The organism is Ignavibacteriota bacterium, from assembly GCA_019637995.1.
Lineage (GTDB): Bacteria > Bacteroidota > Ignavibacteria > Kapaibacteriales > UBA2268 > JANJTB01.
Genome location: JAHBUQ010000002.1, coordinates 656,467 through 674,394, shown reverse-complemented (window position 1 = coordinate 674,394; position 17,928 = coordinate 656,467). Strand labels below are relative to the sequence as shown.

Sequence of the window (17,928 nt, the reverse complement as noted above, 5' to 3'; positions counted from 1 at the left end):
TTTTTACTATTTTTGTAAATCACTTATTGAGAGTACGTAGATAAGTGATATTAACGGTTTAAGTTTGGATATACGCAATAGCATATTTTATTTCGTAAAAGCGTATAATATTGGATGGATATACGCAATAAAATAATTAAAAAGCTATAGTTGCGTATATACAAATGTTCAGCAAGATTCGCTTCGCTCATCTTGCTGAATAGTCAGGCGGCAGGCGAAAATAAAAAGCGAATCGAACCGTCGCCGAACATGTCGGTAAGCAGAAATCCGGTGGACTTCGCCTACCGCCTGACTATTATAAGCCATTTTAAAAGACGACAACGAAAATGTTCAGCAGACTAATACCATCGTGGGAACAGATTAAAAACTTTAAGCAACCGTTGACTGACGGAGAAATATATCTATTGAAATTTTTGGACGACACACTTAAGAAAGATGAAACATTTAAAGAGGGTGACGACAAAGCAAAATACAATGGTTGGTTAATTTTCGTTCAACCTTTTCTAAATGGTAGCCGACCAGACATTATTATTTTCAATCCAAACGTAGGTGTTCAAATTATTGAAGTTAAAGACTGGAATTTGAACAACTATTCATTTGAAAAAAACAGTATGGGAAAATGGGACTTTTACGTTACGGACAGTAAGGGAAGTTATCCAATAAAATCACCAGTTAAACAAGTTGAGTATTACAAGGAGAAATTAACAGGACAACTCATTCCGCAGATAGGCGAAGAAATTGATAAAAATGTTCAACGCTATGGACTTATCAAAACTTCAATTTATTTCCATAAAGCAACAACAGAAGACGCACAAGAACTTTTCAAGCATCAGGTAAAAAACTATACTCATTTTCCAGTATTCGGAAAAAACTCCTTGACCGCTTCCAACTTGAGACAAATTGTTCCAGACAGTTATTTACCTCAAAGCTATTACTGGACAAGAGACTGGAATAAAGAAATTCTTTTTTGGCTTAATCCTCCTTTTCACTCAATTGAACAAGGAACTAAACTGACTTTAAATACTTATCAAAAGAAATTTGCAGAACCTCAAAAAGGTCATCACAGAGTGAGAGGAGTTGCTGGTAGCGGAAAAACACAAGTATTAGCTTACAGAGCAGGTAACCTTGCTTCGCAAGGTTACCGTGTTTTAATACTTTCCTTCAACATTACTTTGTGGCATTACATTAGAGATATGATTGCAAGAAGTCCTTTTGGTTTCAGCTGGGACAAGTTTACATTCGGACACTTTCACGGTTTTTGCAAGGATATTTTAAATGAGTTTGGCGAAAAGTGGCCAAGTGAAAGCGGTGATGATGAAGCTACTTTTAGAGAAATAGTTCCAAACAAAGTTCTTGAAGTAATTAAGAAAGGAGATTATGAAAAGTATGATGCAATATTTATAGACGAAGGTCAAGATTATTACATTGAATGGTATCATATGCTTTGTCATTTCCTAACCAATCGTGATGAAGTTGTTGTTGTCTGTGACAAGAAGCAAAATATTTATAGCCGAGAAATGGAATGGCTTGATAAAAGACGTGGAGGAGTTGAAAAATTTGGCGAATGGATAGAATTAAAAACCATTGTCAGATTGCCCGAAAAAATTGCAGGTATAACAAGAGTTTTCAGTGAAAAATTTAATCTCAATCAAGACGTTAGAGTTGACAAGGTAGAACGACCAGACCTTTTTAATCAATACGAAGAGCATTCAGTTTGGTGGAATATTGAGGAAAAAGACTGGTTAAATAAAGTAAACGAAGGTTTTGAAATCATAAAAGAAAAAGGCACTTCTACACACGGCTCTGACACGGTTATTTTATTGCCTGACAAAAACTTTGGACTTGAATGTGTTAAGCATTTTGAGACAACTAAGAATATGAAAGTAAATCACGTTTTTGAAAATGAAGAAGAGAAACGCTATCATAAACACAAAAAAGCATTTTGGATGGGTGACAGCAGACTGAAAATATCTACAATACATAGTTTCAAAGGTTGGGAGGTTTTAAACGTTATCTTATACATCCCTGAAAATTACTATGGTGGTGACGATGTTTACGACAAAATCGTTTATACAGCAATGACAAGGACAAGACAAAATTTAATAGTTATAAATGCAAACAAACGATATTTGGAATTTGGTGACGGACTTTCTAAAACGTGGAGATAGAAAAACGGCTTATAACACGGGTTTTGCGTCAGGCGGGGTGAAGTGCAAACTTGGAGCTTTGTGCTTCGTATCAAGTGCAGTGCTGGTTGACAGTTTTGTGCTCCGAAACCCGCCCGAACGCAAAGCCCGAAAACGTTCAGCAAGATTCGCTTCGCTCATCTTGCTGAATAGTCAGGCGGCAGGCGAAAATAAAAAGCGAATCGAACCGTCGCCGAACATGTCGGTATGCAGAAATCCGGTGGACTTCGCCTACCGCCTGACTATTATGCCTCACCCTAAAAAACGACACAACGAGCCAAGAACAAATGACGAACAGATTTTAAACGTTGAACAATATTAATGGTCAAAAGGAAAACAGGAAGCAGAATATGAAAAAAATAATAACATTTATAGCAGTAGTAGCTTTTACGACAAATGTAAATGCTCAATTCAATTTTACACCTATTACACAACTCCTCACAGACAGTATTGGTGTCATTGGTCAAGCTGGACAGAATTGTGGATTTATGGTAGTGCAAGGCGATAGTGTAATCTACGAGCAGTACTGGGGAACTTGGAACAATAATACGTATCAAGCGATTGCCTCAGGCTCAAAAATGCCATCAATGGCATTGATTATGAGATTAATTGACGAAGGATATTTATCTCCAAACGATACAGTTCAAAATTTTCTTCCAAGCTTCAGCGGCAAGCCAGTCATTAGGCTTCACCAGTTGATGAATCATACTTCCGGACTCCCGGGACAATCGCCTTTTATCTCTGACAACAGTATTACTTTGCAACAAGCAGTAGACAATATTGGGTTGAATACGCCCATGTCATATACACCAGGCACAGAATTTCGATACGGTGGTGTAAGTATGCACGTAGCAGGAAGAATGGCTGAAATTGCTACAGGAATGAGTTGGGATAGCCTTTTTCAGCAAAAAATTGCAATTCCTCTGGGAATGACAAATACAGACTATGTAGCTTTAGGTGCAACAACGAACTATCGTATAGCCGGTGGAATGGGTACAACTATGCCAGACTTTTCTAAACTACTAACTATGCTTCTTAACTATGGCGAGTTCAACAACGCTCAAGTTATTGACTCATTAACCGTGAAAATGATGCAGAGCGACCAAACTAATGGTGTTCCTTTAATTGGCACTCCTTATTCAGGCGACCCATTAAGAGAAAATTTAAGATATGGCTATGGCGTTTGGGTTGAACAAGAAACCAATGGTGAAACAACACAATACGGTAGTCAAGGTGCTTTTGGTTTTACGCCTTGGATTGACCGTTGCAGAAATATTGCCTGTATATTTTTTGTACGAAGAACATTAGGAATTATTCAACCAACCCATACTGAATTAAGAAATCTCGTGGAGCAAATTATACCAATAAAATTACAGCAGCCGACAATATCCCTTAACGGCAACCAATTGCAATCAAGTTATCAAAAAGGTAATCAATGGTATTTGAATGACACCTTAATGTTAGGTGAAACAAGTCAATTTATCACACCTACCCAAAGCGGCAATTATTCGGTTAAATATACATCTGAAGAAGGCTGTGAGATTTTTTCTGATGATTTCAACCATATAGTCTTGAGTGTAACTGAACATCCAAATCAAGGTACGGTTTCAATTTTTCCTAATCCTGCAAATACAATCATCAATTTTGACTGTAAAAAAGGCTTTCAAATTTATAGTACGACAGGACTATTGGTAAAGCAGAGCAGCCAACCAACAACCCAAGTCAATATTTCGGACTTGCCAACTGGGCTTTACATTCTTAAGACAGAAAATCAAGTGGGGCGATTTATAAAGACAGAATAAGTATGAATCCAATTTTAAATCTAATAACAATAAGAAAATACTTGTGGATAGTATTCGTAATGTGTTTTAGCACCATAAATGCACAAAATGTAAGTTTTGATTGGCTTAAATCTTTAGGCGGTCCCAATAACGATGTACTAAGAGGTGTGTGCATTGATAGTTCAGGGAATATTTATGCCACAGGTTCGTTTATAGGTACAACAAGCATTGCAAATCAAAATTTTGTTTCAAACGGTGCTACTGATATTATAGTAAATAAGTTCGATTCAATCGGTAATTTGTTATGGGCAAAATCATTAGGCTCAGTTAGTTTTGATTACGCTTTCGATATTGACTGTGAACCGAATGGAAACTTTTATATTACAGGTGGATTTCGTCAAACATTAAATTTCTCACCAAGTATATCTTTAATAAGTTCGGGGGAAATGGATTTATTTACAGCAAAATTTGATACCCTTGGAAATTGTATTTGGGCAAAATCTGCTACTGGTTATTCATCAGAATATGGAAATGAAATTGTTACAACAGCAAATGGTAATGTGGCTGTGATAGGTAATACTCAAGGTACTATTGTCTTTACAACAGACACCTTATTTCATATGGATAGCACCGATTTATTTCTGGTAAAATATGATTCAAATGGCAATGAAATATGGTGTAAAGGATTGCCAGGTCTTGGTAATGCGGGAGGAAGGGCAATAAGTACCGATGATTTTGAAAACACTATCATAGCTGGATCCTTTGCAGGAAATATTTATATTGATACAGTAATTTTCAATTCCACTACTGTCCCCAATAACGACATTTATATTTCTAAGTTTTCTCCTACCGGAACTTTAATTTGGGCAAAGCAATTTGGCGGCACGGGAGATGATTATGCAAGAGGAATTGATGCCGATGCGAATGGCAATATCTATGTGTCAGGTGTTTTTTCTAATTCGGTTAATTTTGATGGTATTACATTAGCAGCGAACGGATCATCCGATATTTTTTTAATGAAATTAGATTCTAACGGTAATATTATTTGGATAAAACAAATTGGTAATTTAGGTGCAGAAGAAGGATGCGAAATAGAAGCATTACCTTCAGGGGATATCTTTATAACTGGAGGCTTTTCACAAACTATCATTCTGGGATCTAACAATTATACAGCATTAGGCATGAGAGACGTTTTCATTGCAAAAATAGATAGTAGTGGTAATATTATATGGGCAAAGACTGCGGGAAGTGCTATGGATGATGTAAATTATGCTATCGGTTTAAATATGTACAACGAAGATGTATGCACAGTTGGCACATATTCAGGCTCTTTTACAGATGGATTAAATTCAATTACTTCTTTAGGTGGTGTAGATAGTTATATTTCAAAAATTAAATCTTCATTAACAACAAGTATAAACGATATTATAAATAGTAGTACAACAATTGCGATTCATCCGAATCCATCTAATACTATTATAAATGTTGACTGCAAAAAAGGCTTTCAAATTTATAGTTCAACAGGACAATTGGTTAAACAGAGTAGCCAAGCAACAACCCAAATAAATATTTCAGACTTGCCAACTGGACTTTATATTCTTAAGACAGAAAATCAACAGGGACGATTTATAAAGACTGAATAAGCAACGTAAGAAAAAACAAACATGACATAAAGATGAAAAAAACGACAGAAATAGAAGGGCGAAGGCATAACATCACCTATACGCAAGCAGGGGTTTCGTGCTTCGTAGGGCAGGAAAGTGGTATAATTGAAGTTCAGTTCTTCGTAGGAAGTTCAGTGGTAAAAATCCCTGCCTGCGTATAGCTGAAAAACGTTCAGCAAGATTCGCTTCGCTCATCTTGCCGGCAGTAGTCAGGCGGCAGGCGAAAATAATAAGCGAATCTTTACCTATTAACAGATAAAGGATTAGCTTTAGTTTCAATAATTGTAGAGCTTGCTTCTTGGGGCGATAAATACTTGAGGGAACTTCATCCATCTATTTTCAATGGAGAACAAATGGAATTATTGCGTAATGACAAAGTTGCTTTTACGAGTGTATTGGAGGAAAAATACAGGGAAAAATTGGCTAGAATATCAATTTTACAAAACGAGATTTAACCCTTCGTTCTGCTAATAAATTATATAAATGGAAATTAATGTTTCCAATCTGTCCGTCGGTTTGTATTTCATTCAAATAGGTAATTATACGGAAAAATTTGTTGTGGTGAGGTAGATGAAGAATTAATGAATTTATGGTAGCTAAGCCCTTTATTAATTAAGATTCTTTTTCAATCTGATGTACGGAGTTAAGAAATTTAAAATTTCAGGCAAATGAGGATTTTCAATAATAAAATTAAATAATCCATAAAATACTTTAAAACTTAATTAGTTTATGTATTTTGATATTTTTTACATTCATTAAAGAATTTTGGAGAATTAATTATGAATCATTTAAGAAATATAATATATTTGGCATTATTTGCAGCTATCATTTTCGGATGCTCTGAAAACGCCACTAATATTAATGCAGAGCAAATGACTTTGCAGAATTTATCAAAGACACCCGGATTTACCTAGATATATATGGAAATTGAAAAGTACAGTCCTAATGATAGTATTATCAATGAAATACAGACTTCTTTTAATGCCGATTTGCATAGTTTTATTGTTTTTGCAAAGCCATCATGCTCTTGCCAGAGGAAGTGCAACCACGCCTACTATCACCCCTGCCGATAAGTCAGAATAAAAATCATTTTTTGTGTATGTTTTTAGCGTAGTCAGCAGTTTTGGCTGAAAAGATGTATCTATGAATTTAAAGTATTTCATTTTTCTTCATTGATAAAGAATCAAAAATACTAAAATTTTCGTTTCGTTGTTCTCATTGGTGGTTAACAAGAATAAAAATATTAGAGTTTTCAATAGAACTATCATAAATAAATTTGGATAATTTTGATTTACTCAATTACTTATATTCTAATATATTCATTTAATTGCAACCAAATACAAAATGATGTGTATATTAATTAGTCATTGATTATGATAAATAACTAAATTGAAATTGATGAAAGTGAACTACGATAAATATTCTGATTCCGAACTTGTATCTTTGCTTGGAGAAGACAGGGAAACTGCATCAGAAGCCTTCAAGGCGATATACGACAGGTATTCGCCGGTAGTTCATTCGTATTGTATCAAAGTTCTTGGTTATGAGGAAACAGCAGAAGATGTTTTTCAGGAGACTTTCATTAAGTTTTTTAACAATTACAGCAGGGAGTCTGACAGATTCAATATACAAGGGTATTTGTTGACAATCGCACGTAATTTATGCCTCAACGTAAAGCGTGATAAAAAAGAAACTGTTTCAGATGATTATCTCGATGTATTATATTCAGAAGAGCAGTCATACGAGCAGAAAGAACTTTTAGGGCTGATTAACCGCACAATTGAACTTCTTGATGAAGAGCACCGCGAAGCTTTTGTTCTTCGTGAGTACAGTGGTCTTGAGTATAGCGAGATAGCTGAATTATGCAAAACATCAGTAAGCAATGCCAAGTCACGTGTATTCAGAGCCAAGCAAAAAATAAAGAAAATATTAGAACCGTATTTAAAAGAATTGAGTCAGTAATATAATTGAGTATCAGAGATGGAAAACGAATTATTAGTTCATGATTTTCTGGACGGCACTCTCGCAGGAGCCGATGAGGAGAAATTATTTTCTCTCCTTGCAAGCGAGGGTGAACTTCGGAATGAGCTTAAGCATCAGCTTGCTGTTAAAATGGCAGTAAGGGCTGACGTGAAAGCTTTTGTACCTAAAGCAGATTCGACCCTGCAAATTTTTGACAAATTAGGTCTGGCTTTGCCTCTTGCGGCACTGCCTGCAGGCACCGCTGCAAGTGTATCTTCGGCAGGTATCGGCAGCTTTATTAAAACCAATTACGCTTATATGCTGACAGGTCTGCTTTCGGCGGCAGCTGCAGTTGTTGTGATGTTATTACTCTTTGATTTCGGTCCTAAAAACGTAAACTATCTCGCTGACTCATATTATTACAAGATTTCTCCGAATGATAATCATATTATTCCGGTGATGGAATCAAATGCGGTATCTGATGATAAACAAGTGCAAGAAAAAGTTGTTTATAAGTATGTTTATTTGAATAAATCTGAGAATATATCTCCTCAATCTAACAGTCAGGATGAATTGCTTGCTGACAACAAAAATAATAATAATGCAGAATTGTATTCATCAAGTATTTTAAGTGAGATTGAGTTTGATAATATTAATTTAGTAATTTCTGATGCATTTTCAAGAGTGAATCAAAATCAGATATCTCTCAATTTGCCCTATCAACATTTCAACATTTATGATGATGATGACGCAATTAATAATTTTGCTTTTGAATTTCGGGGCTCGGAATATTTTAATAATAATATTCCGGGAATAATTACAATGGATAATCTTGGTCTTCTGAATACCGGAGCTACATTCCTTTATAAGTACGACGACGAGCTCAGTTTTGGTATTGATTATCGCAGAGAAACTTTTGCTCAGGAATTCACCGGAAAAGAGCAGAATAATTATTTCGTTTATCGTCAGGAGCCAAATTTCCAGACAATTAGTTTTGTAGGTAAATTCAGCCCTGAATTTATTAGATTTTCTAATTTTAAGCCATTTATCAATACCGGTTTCGGACTAAACTCGGCAGGAACAGTAGGACGATTAATGCTTGGAACAGATATTGATTTTTCAAACAATTTATATTTTACATTTGGTGCTGATTATAATATACTATTCTTTACTCAAAACGGGGCATATTTCATCTCACCTAAATTCGGCGTGCATTTTGGTGCAGGAATAAAATTTTAAGGGAGAAAAAATGAGAAAAATAATTATTATCAGCATAGCATTTCTGACATTAATTTACATATTATCAGGTTGTTCGGATTCACTCGGAATTAATGGCGCTGATTACACAAAATCTCAGCTCAATGATGAAATTATTCGGCGTGATACTATGATTGATTTCAAAAAAGTAATTATCGAGACAATCATTACGAAGACAGATACTATAATTGAATATATACCTGTAAACAAAACTTATGACCCTATTTACAGCAATGGATATAATTTTCAGTTAATTGAACAATTTATAAATAATAACAGCCAGATTAAACAAGAGCGAATTCCGGAAAAAGCAAAAATTGAAATCAACGGAATACTTGACTACAACCCACTTACACCAGTGGCAAGTCTTCAATTGAATATTGATAATTCATTAAGTGTTGAACCAAATTCATTTAAGGAAAGAAATGAAATCATTAAATCCATGAAATTGGTTTTTAATAAATTATCTGTCCTTCATGATAACCCTGTTAATTATCGTGAACTAATTTCAAACAGACAGTTTTCAGCCGATATATTACTTGCCGGACGGAACGGAAGTACAAGAAGAGTAACCGAACAAGCAATTGTTGGAGAAGTAGTTATAACAAATCGTACAATAATCGAAGGTCAGCTTCGCGGACTTCTGATTAGAGGCATATTATTTATCCCGGCAAGAGAGCCAATTGATTTAAAAGAATATGAAATTGAGTTTGCTGTATATTTACAATTTCCGGCTATTTAATAGAATTCATAATTTTTATCATCATTTGGAATAATTTACTCGGAGATTTAGCTTGATTTGTGCAACCTGTTATTATTAAATTCCTCTCAGGCACAAAAAAAGCAGCTGTTCCTGTCGAGCCACTATGCCCAAGCATATCAGGAACTTTGTTGAAAAGGGAGAGTATTAATGGCACATAGAACTTTTGGATACCGGTTCCATACTTAAACGGAAAGAAAATATTGTTCCAATTTTGTAACTCATTTAGTTTTGATTCAGGATATATACTTCCATCGAAGAATTTGCGGGTGAATTTTGCTAAATCCTCTGCTGTCGAAACAATATCCTGACCGGTCGAAATTAAATAATTCATCACACTAATATTATTATTCCCAACATAGATCGGTGCAAAATCATTGGCTGTTGATTCAGTAATCACATAAGTATCATCCATATTACACAACTTAAACAGCTCGCCAAGCAGTTCTTCTGTGGATTTAGAGCTTGCTTTTTCCAGGATTGCTCCTAAAAGTCGAAAATTAGTATCCGAATATGATGCTTTTTGGGGTGCGCCCGGAACAAATTTTGGAGGAATTCGTTTTGCGTAATCAACGACTCTATCTATGCTCCATTCTTCATCATTTCCTGATAGTAGAGACTCCATTACCGAACTTTGCCCCTTGGGCTTATCAATCAAATAGCAGGGCAAGCCTGAAGTATGCGACATAAGATGCCTGACTGTAATTTCATCAGTATAATTTTTACCATCAATAACCAACAAATTATTTGTTAAATCATTTGGCAAATATTTTATGATTTTATCATCTAAATTGATTAAATTACCCAAAGACATCTTCAAAGCGATTGCAGAAAGCATTATTTTGTTAATACTTGCTATATAAAATTGTTTTGATTCCTCAAGATTGCCGGCACTATAATTAAACTTAATATCATTATCAAGGGACTCAATATGAATGGCACAACCATGGTAATTTTTATAATCTACAATTGAGTTGATTATATTTTCAATTTTTTTTTGGTTATTTTTTTTCATTTAGTTTATCCTCCTGATAAATTGCAAGTTGTAACATAGTTAAAAATACGCAGAAAATCCCTGTCAGTTTCAAAAAAAATTCACTGATAAAATGAAATAACTTCAAAATATGATTATTTTTACAAAAAAATAAACTTTTTTTTGAAAATTGAATTTTTTTATGAGATTTTTTTCAAGTTAATGTGTTATTGTAAGTAGAAGATAGTACAATGTCAGAAAAATATATAAATATTGCCAAAATTTCAGGAAAATGCCTTACTATAGGCAGCAGGATATTTTCATATACCATTGGTTTCTTTGCCTTGATTCTTTTCAGTCGTTGCGATACCTGCATAGAAACCAGTGGTAATGGCAACACTCCTGAGGAGCTTGTATATTTCTCAGCGGCACCTGTAAACAGCAGTCTTCCGAATGTTTACCAAACAGATGGTGAAGGAAGTTTTATAGATAATTTATTGATTAATGGGATCACCTTCTCGGCTCCCTCTGATAATGGCAAAATTACATATATCCGAAAAGATATTGAAAATGGTAATAGTAGCTTGTTTATATCGAATATTGATGGAAGTAATCAAAATTTAATTGTATCAGATAACGATATTTTCAGTGTATCTTTTCCGGTGATTTCATCAAATGGTAGATATATTGCATTTAATGCCGGAAATTCAAGACTATTTGTTTATGATGTAGAGTCTGGCTCACCAACATTTAATCAAATAACAGGAAGACTTGCTCAAGGTTCATTTGCATCATTCTCAAACAATTCACAATATTTCGCTTATATCGAAGGCGATGGCTCTGCCACTGCTTATACAGTAAAAGTAGCACAATCAGCCGGAAGTGACAATTTAATAACAAAATACAGCAAATCAATAGGAAATATTGATTTTGCCGGCGAGAGCGATTTAAAAGTAAATTGGTCGGATGACTCCCAACAAATTATATTTAGTGTAAAAAATGGCTCGAATGATGATATTTATCTGATAGATATAAATTCCGGAACCGAGAGAATTGTTTCAATTCCCAATGAAAATATAGGAGGCAAAGATGCCTCACTTTCACCAAAAAATGATTTTCTTGCAGTAAGTGGTCGCGATGGTAATATATGGCTTATTTTCACAGCAACTAATGATTTAAGATACTCAAACATCACAAGAACAGACGGATTTGAAAGATACCACAGCCCAAAATGGTCATGGGATGGAAGCAAAGTTCTTTATAACAGCACAACATTACTTGATTCAGATATTTACTCGACATTGATTTGTTCGGAGATAAATTACGAACTTGCACTTGCAAGTATCAAACGTTCATATATACTAAGCAGCAATGCATTTAAAGGATTCTGGAGTTATCGTAAGGCGGTGCTATGATGTCTCTTGCCGAGATGCCTGATAACGAATTAATGAAGATGCTTGCCGGCAGAAAGTCTGAGTCAGAAGCGGCATTCAGAGAGATTTATGCTCGCTACTCTCAGAGAATTTATGCTTACTGCCACAGAGTTTTGGACTATTCTGAGGAATCCAATGATATTTATCAGGATACATTTGTTAAGTTCTTTGAAACTTATAAACAAAATCTAAATGTCAGCAATATCAGAGGTATGCTGATTAGAATTGCAAGAAATTTATGCCTTAACTACAAAAGAGATTCTAAATACAGCATAGAATTTGATGAAATGAAAATGCCGGTTTATGATAAAAGTTTTGACGATGATGAGCTTGTAGATCTGATTGCCAAAGCTGTAAAGATGCTTGATTTCGAGCATCGCGAAGCTTTTGTTCTAAGAAATTACGAAGGTATGTCATATCAGGAAATTGGAGAAATTTTAGGACAGAATGTTTCAACTATACGAAACAGAGTAGTCAGAGCTAAAGAAAAAATTAAAGAGATCCTTCAGCCTTATCTGGAGGAGTTGGAATGACGAAAATTATTATTAAATATAAACTTAGAGTTATCAATGAATTATAAGAGATTGATACACGATTATCTGGACGGAGAGCTTGATGGCACAGGTGAAGAAGCTTTATTCGCTTCACTTTCAGGTAGCTCCGAGCTCAGAAATGAATTCAATTCGCAAGTAAAAATCAATAATCTTGCGATGATGGATATGAATCGTATTACTGTACCGCCTGATATCACCGATTCTGTGTTTGCTCAGCTCGGTATGGCTGCTTCCGGAGGTGCAGTTTTAGCGGCTACTGAATCAGGAAGCTTTTTCCGCAGGTATTCAGGTTTGCTACTGCTACTTTTGTTCCTTTTTACAGCAGGTACATCAATATATTTACTCAATGAGAATAATTCCCTTAAAGGTATTCTCGGCTCTGCTATTAGCAAAAAGCAATCCGTACCGATGATTGAGTCATACGATTCAGGCAATAATCAAGCAGAAAATATCGGGAATATGGCAAATTCGGAATCCATTGCAGCTCAATCATCAGATGGCGGTAGTACTTCCTCAGCTTCTGTTGGCAGAGATAATTCAGGAAATGCCGGCTCTCAAAAAACTGCTCAATCCGGAAGTGCAGATAAACCTGAAGCTGCATTAAAGACATCTGATTCTGATGCGTATTTTGGTGAGTTATTAACATTTTATTATCCGATAAGGCTTGATGGTTCATTTTCCTCTACATTAAGTAATAATGCAAAATCAAGCATTAATGAAATGAAATCAAAAATGTCACATAATCCAGCATTTGGGAATTATGGCAATGATAATTTCATTTATAATGCCGGCGTTTTGGGAATGATTAATCTGCCTAAGTTGAGCGTTCAATTTAGGAGAGTCAGTTCTCAAAACAGCTATCCACCGGTAGTAGTTTCAGGCGAGAGCAACTTATTTACAGATAATTCTTTAGGAGTGTGGTATCATTTTATGGAAGAAGTTTCTATAGGATTGGAAGGCGGCCAGGAGATGTTTTCACAGGAATTTACTTTGAATAATTTGAATTATTCTCAGGCACCAATGCTTTACTGGGCAGGTATTTCAGCGAGATACAACCCAAATGAAATGCTGATTCCATATACTCTGAATCCTTACTTTACACAAACAATTGCCTGGACTAAAGTAGGACCACTCTCGAGAACACAGGTGGGTATGACATTTAATGTAAGTAGTCCTGTCAGTATATTTGTAGGCGGTGAGTACAGTTGGTTATTTTATAATGTTGGTGGCAATATTTATAATACAGGCAAGCTTGGAATTACAGGCGGTATAAATATTAATTTCAGATAAGCAGATTTCCCTGCTCCGATAGCAATTTTTTTATAATTTTCGGTCTCAAACCAATTTATTGGGGCTATGAGTCATATTCGAAGAATACTTGTATAAGTTTCGGCTTATATTTTTATATACTACAATGATAAAAGTTTTAGTAGTTTTATTTCTTATCAATCAACTGTTATTTGATGTGTTTAGTATATATGCACTTACTCAAATCAGCACAGGAGTTTATGCCCAATAATACAGGAACTTCAAGAAGTCTGATTCACGCATAAGCCATATTTTTACTACGCCTTTATTTGCTATCCGTTAATTACATTTAAGTTCTATAAACAAAAAAAAGTAATAAAATTTGCTTTAATTCATCATTTCAATTTTGAAAAAATACCAGGGCGAACTTATGGATTTATTCAGTGAGATTAAGGGCAGGATTGACGAGCTAAGAGGCTTAATCAGTCAATATGACAAAGCATATTATCAAGATGCCGAATCACTTATTCCCGATAGGGAGTATGATTTACTATTTGCGGAACTGGTCGCTCTTGAACAGGAAAACCCGCAGTATAAATCTCCGGATTCTCCAACACAAAGGGTTGGCGGTAAAGCACTTGGAAAATTTGAGTCTGTTACTCATCAGGTACCTATGCTTTCACTTCAGAACACATACAATCGCCAGGAAGTAGAGGATTTTCATAAACGAATTTCAAAAGAAATCGGCTCATCAGATATTGAATTTTGTTGTGAATTAAAAATTGACGGTGTTGCTGTCAGCATAACTTACGAAAGTGGCATTTTGAAAACAGGTGCTACACGTGGAGATGGATATACCGGAGATAATATCACTCAAAATATTAAGACTGTTCGCTCAGTTCCGATTTCTGTCAAAGGAAATTCGTATAATCTTACTGATTTTGAAGTTCGTGGCGAAGCATATATGAATGTCTCTGATTTTGATGAAATTAATAAGGAGAGACTGGAAGCAGGTGAGAAATTATATGCAAATCCAAGGAATACGACAGCCGGCTCGCTGAAACTTCTCGACCCGCAAATTGTTTCTAATCGAAAAATCAATATCTTTACATATTATCTCAGAACAAATGATGTTCAGATTTCAAAACATTCCCAGAGCCTGGATATTCTCAAAGATATCGGGTTTCAAGTGAATCCGGCATATCAAACAGCTAAAAATATTGATGAAATTTTCGAATTTATTAATCATTGGGAGACAGAGAGGCATAATCTGCCATTTCAAACTGACGGTATTGTAATTAAAGTAAATTCGTTCAGAATGCAGGAAGAGCTTGGAACAGTTGCCCGCTCACCCAAATGGGCGATTGCTTATAAATATGAAACGGAATCTGCTGAAACACTACTTAAAAACATCACTTTGCAGGTTGGAAGAACCGGAGCTGTAACACCGGTTGCAGAGCTCGAACCTGTACTTCTTGCCGGCTCGACCATTAGCCGTGCAACACTTCACAATTATGATTTTATTAAGGAAAAAGATATTCGTATAGGCGATACGGTCATCATAGAAAAAGGGGGCGAAGTAATTCCAAAAGTCGTTTCTTATATACCGAATTTAAGACTACATAATTCAAGCCCTTATATTTTTCCGGACAAATGCAGCTGCTCTCTTGAAAGCACGCTTGTAAGAATAGAAGGTGAAGCAAATTACTACTGCATTCATCCCGAATGTCCATGGCAAATAAGACGCTCAATAGAGCATTTTGCTTCACGAGATGCTATGGATATTGAAGGATTCGGCGAGAAAGTTGTCGAGCAGTTCGTAGAGCTAGGATATATCAGGAATATTGCTGATATTTATAAACTTCATGAGTACAAAGATGAAATATTGGCACTCGACCGATGGGGCGATAAGTCTGTAAGTAATCTGCTGGAAGCAATTGAAAATTCCAAGATACGCCCATTTGAAAGAGTACTTTATGGGCTTGGAATAAGATTTATCGGACAGGGCGGTGCTAAACTTCTTGCCCGCAATTTCAAAAATATTGAGCAATTGCGTTCTGCTACTAAGGAGAAGCTGGAAGAAATTCACGAAGTTGGCGAAAAAATGGCTGATTCAGTGGTTTCATATTTTGCTGACTCTAAAAACATTGAAATTATAGACAGATTAATTTCTTATGGACTGAATATGGAATCAGTGCCGGCTTCGGAAGTTAATCAAAATATTAATATAACCGGAAAAACCTTTGTCTTCACAGGTGAACTTGAGTCAATGTCAAGAGGTGAAGCCGCAAAGAGGGTAGAGGAATTTGGCGGCAAAGAGGTTAAATCAGTTTCTAAAAATACTGATTATGTAGTTGTAGGTACTTCACCGGGTAGCAAGTACGATAAAGCACTCAAGCTTGGTACAAAAATCCTGAACGAAGAAGAATTTTTGAACTTGCTCAATACTACTAATTGATGATAATTCATGCACTTATTGGCTCAGAGATTCTATCGCAATTTCTTTAGATTGATAGATATTGATAATTCCATTTATGCGAAGCATAGAAAACAGAAAATCAACACTTTTGTTTAATGAGCAAATGGAAACAGAGCCCTTTGTGTCATTCGATTTTGCGGCTTCGTTGATACTGTTGTAAGTTGTTATAATTGAACCAAGTGCAGAGCTATCCATATAATTTACTTTTTCAAGATTAATTAAAATATTGAAATTGCCTTCGTCAATCAGATTCTGCATTTTGTCTGTGAAATTTGCAGAGAGCATATTAGTAAATTTATCTTCATTAAGATTTACTATTGTTATATTATCCTGTTTTTCGATCCTAAGATTCATCTTTTTTCCTTAGATTGAATTTTAAAAATGCTAAATTATGACTTTTTTTCTATATATGAAAATAATTTTTGATAAAAAGACTTAAATATCAGTAAAATTTAATATACTCAACTTCAAATTCAAAATCGCTTGCCTTTTTGTCGGAAGTGATAAAACCCATACGGATTATTTTCTGAAGTTCATTTTCAGACAAATAATCACCTGTTTCCCGTGCGAGTCGATATGCTTTGAAGTCACTTAATTTAATCTTCGTAATTACAAACTCATCTGTGCCACTTGAAACAATAAATTTATAATATGGCATAAAAAAGCGATTGTCAGTCTCAAGAGTAAAAGCGATAATTTGCCCTTTTGAGCGGGATTTTATCTCTAAGTAATCAAATTTTGATAAGTCATATTTTCCAAATGGGGAGCGTAAAGCAGAAAATCCACCATTATTATCAAGTGATATATTTCCACTGAAAACCATGGAATTTTCTGCGAGCTTGAAATTACCTAAAGACAGCCCGCCCATTACACCGTCATTGATGATATACCAATCACTACCGGACTTTTCGGTGCCAAAATCAATCAGGTATTCATTTGAAGAAATATTTATCAACATAAGCATAATTATTAATAATACTATCATCCTTATTTATTCTCTTCATTTGCATTGATAATACCATTTTCCCAATAACTATCGAAGAAAGTCGTACCAAGTTGCCGCCTTAATCTTGGTTTCAACTCATCTTTTGCATGATCATCATCCAAAACATCGCTGCCTGCCTGATATCCGATTGCTATGCAAGCCATTGCTGTGAATCTTTCGTCAATACTAAATTCTTTCTTGATTTTATCTCCATCAAACCCTCCCAACGGATGAGCTGCAAGTCCAAGTGCAAATGCCTGAAGAAGTATATTTTGAGTGGCAAGCCCTGTATCGTGCTGAGCCCAACGATTTGGTTCTCCGTTCAAACGAAACCTGTCATCAGCAAAAGATGTAATTATTACAGGTGCCGTCTTAACCCATCTTTGATTCCACTCTCCAATACAATTAAAAGCACGCATATATGCATTTTCGTCATGGTAAATATCCCAAACCATAAATCTCCAGGGTTCATCTCCAAAGCAGGATGGTGCCCATCTGCCTGCTTCACAAATTGATATAATCTGCTCACGGGCGACCGGTTTATTTATATCAAAAGCTCTCAACGACCATCTGCGTGAAATCAAATCATGAATAGGTTCTTCTGTTAAAGCTAATTTCGTTATCATATTTCCAACCTTAAATTTAA

Annotated in this window: 18 protein-coding genes; 12 read left to right on the top strand and 6 right to left on the bottom strand. The window is 35.2% G+C overall.

Annotation, left to right across the window (positions count from 1 at the left end; translation table 11 throughout):
- Positions 1–150: 150 nt before the first annotated feature.
- The 5 genes from KF896_08760 to KF896_08740 are packed head-to-tail and all read left to right on the top strand — an operon-like array spanning position 151 to position 5,610.
- Positions 151–342 carry a hypothetical protein gene (locus KF896_08760; GenBank protein MBX3043794.1) on the top strand — a complete coding sequence of 64 codons (192 nt, stop codon included), beginning with the start codon at positions 151–153 and terminating at the stop codon, positions 340–342.
- On the top strand, positions 327–2,168 hold the full coding sequence (locus KF896_08755; protein MBX3043793.1) for an AAA family ATPase: 1,842 nt from the start codon (positions 327–329) through the stop codon (positions 2,166–2,168). The genes KF896_08760 and KF896_08755 overlap by 16 nt, the downstream gene beginning before the upstream one ends.
- The gene (locus KF896_08750; GenBank protein MBX3043792.1) at positions 2,140–2,508 is read left to right on the top strand and encodes a hypothetical protein; all 369 of its coding nucleotides are present in this window, start codon (positions 2,140–2,142) and stop codon (positions 2,506–2,508) included. The genes KF896_08755 and KF896_08750 overlap by 29 nt, the downstream gene beginning before the upstream one ends.
- Before the next feature lie 28 nt (positions 2,509–2,536).
- Positions 2,537–3,988, top strand: coding sequence for a serine hydrolase (locus KF896_08745; GenBank protein ID MBX3043791.1), 1,452 nt, complete (start codon positions 2,537–2,539; stop codon positions 3,986–3,988).
- A 59-nt stretch (positions 3,989–4,047) separates the two neighbouring features.
- Complete coding sequence (locus tag KF896_08740) at positions 4,048–5,610, top strand: SBBP repeat-containing protein (GenBank protein MBX3043790.1); 1,563 nt, start codon at positions 4,048–4,050, stop codon at positions 5,608–5,610.
- A 72-nt stretch (positions 5,611–5,682) separates the two neighbouring features.
- Here KF896_08740 and KF896_08735 read toward each other — a convergent pair whose 3' ends face one another.
- Together KF896_08735 and KF896_08730 are read right to left on the bottom strand one after the other, a co-directional pair.
- Positions 5,683–5,964 carry a hypothetical protein gene (locus KF896_08735; GenBank protein MBX3043789.1) on the bottom strand — a complete coding sequence of 94 codons (282 nt, stop codon included), beginning with the start codon at positions 5,962–5,964 and terminating at the stop codon, positions 5,683–5,685.
- A gap of 686 nt (positions 5,965–6,650) precedes the next feature.
- Positions 6,651–6,794 carry a hypothetical protein gene (locus KF896_08730; GenBank protein ID MBX3043788.1) on the bottom strand — a complete coding sequence of 48 codons (144 nt, stop codon included), beginning with the start codon at positions 6,792–6,794 and terminating at the stop codon, positions 6,651–6,653.
- Positions 6,795–7,029: 235 nt separating this feature from the next.
- Between KF896_08730 and KF896_08725 the strand changes: the two genes are divergently transcribed.
- From KF896_08725 to KF896_08715, 3 genes are read left to right on the top strand one after another with little or no spacing between them, the layout of a single operon-like run.
- Positions 7,030–7,593, top strand: coding sequence for an RNA polymerase sigma factor (locus KF896_08725; protein ID MBX3043787.1), 564 nt, complete (start codon positions 7,030–7,032; stop codon positions 7,591–7,593).
- A gap of 18 nt (positions 7,594–7,611) precedes the next feature.
- A complete protein-coding gene (locus KF896_08720) occupies positions 7,612–8,832 on the top strand; it encodes a hypothetical protein (GenBank protein MBX3043786.1) in 1,221 nt (406 codons plus the stop codon).
- Positions 8,833–8,842: 10 nt separating this feature from the next.
- Positions 8,843–9,592, top strand: coding sequence for a hypothetical protein (locus KF896_08715; protein ID MBX3043785.1), 750 nt, complete (start codon positions 8,843–8,845; stop codon positions 9,590–9,592).
- Here the strand turns inward: KF896_08715 and KF896_08710 are convergent.
- The gene (locus tag KF896_08710) at positions 9,585–10,625 is read right to left on the bottom strand and encodes a beta-lactamase family protein (protein MBX3043784.1); all 1,041 of its coding nucleotides are present in this window, start codon (positions 10,623–10,625) and stop codon (positions 9,585–9,587) included. The two genes, KF896_08715 and KF896_08710, sit on opposite strands and share 8 nt — an antisense overlap.
- Before the next feature lie 209 nt (positions 10,626–10,834).
- On the opposite strand from KF896_08710, the gene KF896_08705 reads away from it, so the two are divergent.
- The 4 genes from KF896_08705 (at position 10,835) to ligA (ending at position 16,276) form a co-directional block, all read left to right on the top strand.
- A complete protein-coding gene (locus KF896_08705; protein MBX3043783.1) occupies positions 10,835–11,998 on the top strand; it encodes a hypothetical protein in 1,164 nt (387 codons plus the stop codon).
- Positions 11,995–12,549 (top strand): RNA polymerase sigma factor, encoded by a 555-nt coding sequence (locus tag KF896_08700; protein MBX3043782.1) that lies wholly within the window; start codon positions 11,995–11,997, stop codon positions 12,547–12,549. Before KF896_08705 ends, KF896_08700 begins: the two co-directional genes overlap by 4 nt.
- Before the next feature lie 36 nt (positions 12,550–12,585).
- The gene (locus tag KF896_08695) at positions 12,586–13,860 is read left to right on the top strand and encodes a hypothetical protein (GenBank protein ID MBX3043781.1); all 1,275 of its coding nucleotides are present in this window, start codon (positions 12,586–12,588) and stop codon (positions 13,858–13,860) included.
- A gap of 388 nt (positions 13,861–14,248) precedes the next feature.
- Positions 14,249–16,276 (top strand): NAD-dependent DNA ligase LigA, encoded by a 2,028-nt coding sequence (ligA, locus tag KF896_08690; GenBank protein ID MBX3043780.1) that lies wholly within the window; start codon positions 14,249–14,251, stop codon positions 16,274–16,276.
- Between the two features lie 15 nt (positions 16,277–16,291).
- Here ligA and KF896_08685 read toward each other — a convergent pair whose 3' ends face one another.
- From KF896_08685 to KF896_08675, 3 genes are all read right to left on the bottom strand, one after another.
- A complete protein-coding gene (locus KF896_08685) occupies positions 16,292–16,651 on the bottom strand; it encodes an STAS domain-containing protein (GenBank protein ID MBX3043779.1) in 360 nt (119 codons plus the stop codon).
- Between the two features lie 88 nt (positions 16,652–16,739).
- Positions 16,740–17,282 (bottom strand): CIA30 family protein, encoded by a 543-nt coding sequence (locus KF896_08680; protein ID MBX3043778.1) that lies wholly within the window; start codon positions 17,280–17,282, stop codon positions 16,740–16,742.
- A gap of 2 nt (positions 17,283–17,284) precedes the next feature.
- On the bottom strand, positions 17,285–17,908 hold the full coding sequence (locus tag KF896_08675; GenBank protein ID MBX3043777.1) for a nitroreductase family protein: 624 nt from the start codon (positions 17,906–17,908) through the stop codon (positions 17,285–17,287).
- Positions 17,909–17,928: the final 20 nt, after the last annotated feature.

Bases quoted from the DNA above. Each gene is read 5' to 3' on its own strand.
- KF896_08710 (MBX3043784.1), bottom strand. From the start codon at position 10,625: ATGAAAAAAAATAACCAAAAAAAAATTGAAAATATAATCAACTCAATT.
- KF896_08680 (MBX3043778.1), bottom strand. From the start codon at position 17,282: ATGATAGTATTATTAATAATTATGCTTATGTTGATAAATATTTCTTCA.
- KF896_08705 (MBX3043783.1), top strand. From the start codon at position 10,835: ATGTCAGAAAAATATATAAATATTGCCAAAATTTCAGGAAAATGCCTT.
- ligA (MBX3043780.1), top strand. From the start codon at position 14,249: ATGGATTTATTCAGTGAGATTAAGGGCAGGATTGACGAGCTAAGAGGC.
- KF896_08725 (MBX3043787.1), top strand. From the start codon at position 7,030: ATGAAAGTGAACTACGATAAATATTCTGATTCCGAACTTGTATCTTTG.
- KF896_08715 (MBX3043785.1), top strand. From the start codon at position 8,843: ATGAGAAAAATAATTATTATCAGCATAGCATTTCTGACATTAATTTAC.
- KF896_08730 (MBX3043788.1), bottom strand. From the start codon at position 6,794: ATGAAATACTTTAAATTCATAGATACATCTTTTCAGCCAAAACTGCTG.
- KF896_08675 (MBX3043777.1), bottom strand. From the start codon at position 17,908: ATGATAACGAAATTAGCTTTAACAGAAGAACCTATTCATGATTTGATT.
- KF896_08695 (MBX3043781.1), top strand. From the start codon at position 12,586: ATGAATTATAAGAGATTGATACACGATTATCTGGACGGAGAGCTTGAT.
- KF896_08735 (MBX3043789.1), bottom strand. From the start codon at position 5,964: ATGGATGAAGTTCCCTCAAGTATTTATCGCCCCAAGAAGCAAGCTCTA.
- KF896_08685 (MBX3043779.1), bottom strand. From the start codon at position 16,651: ATGAATCTTAGGATCGAAAAACAGGATAATATAACAATAGTAAATCTT.
- KF896_08700 (MBX3043782.1), top strand. From the start codon at position 11,995: ATGATGTCTCTTGCCGAGATGCCTGATAACGAATTAATGAAGATGCTT.
- KF896_08755 (MBX3043793.1), top strand. From the start codon at position 327: ATGTTCAGCAGACTAATACCATCGTGGGAACAGATTAAAAACTTTAAG.
- KF896_08720 (MBX3043786.1), top strand. From the start codon at position 7,612: ATGGAAAACGAATTATTAGTTCATGATTTTCTGGACGGCACTCTCGCA.
- KF896_08745 (MBX3043791.1), top strand. From the start codon at position 2,537: ATGAAAAAAATAATAACATTTATAGCAGTAGTAGCTTTTACGACAAAT.
- KF896_08740 (MBX3043790.1), top strand. From the start codon at position 4,048: ATGTGTTTTAGCACCATAAATGCACAAAATGTAAGTTTTGATTGGCTT.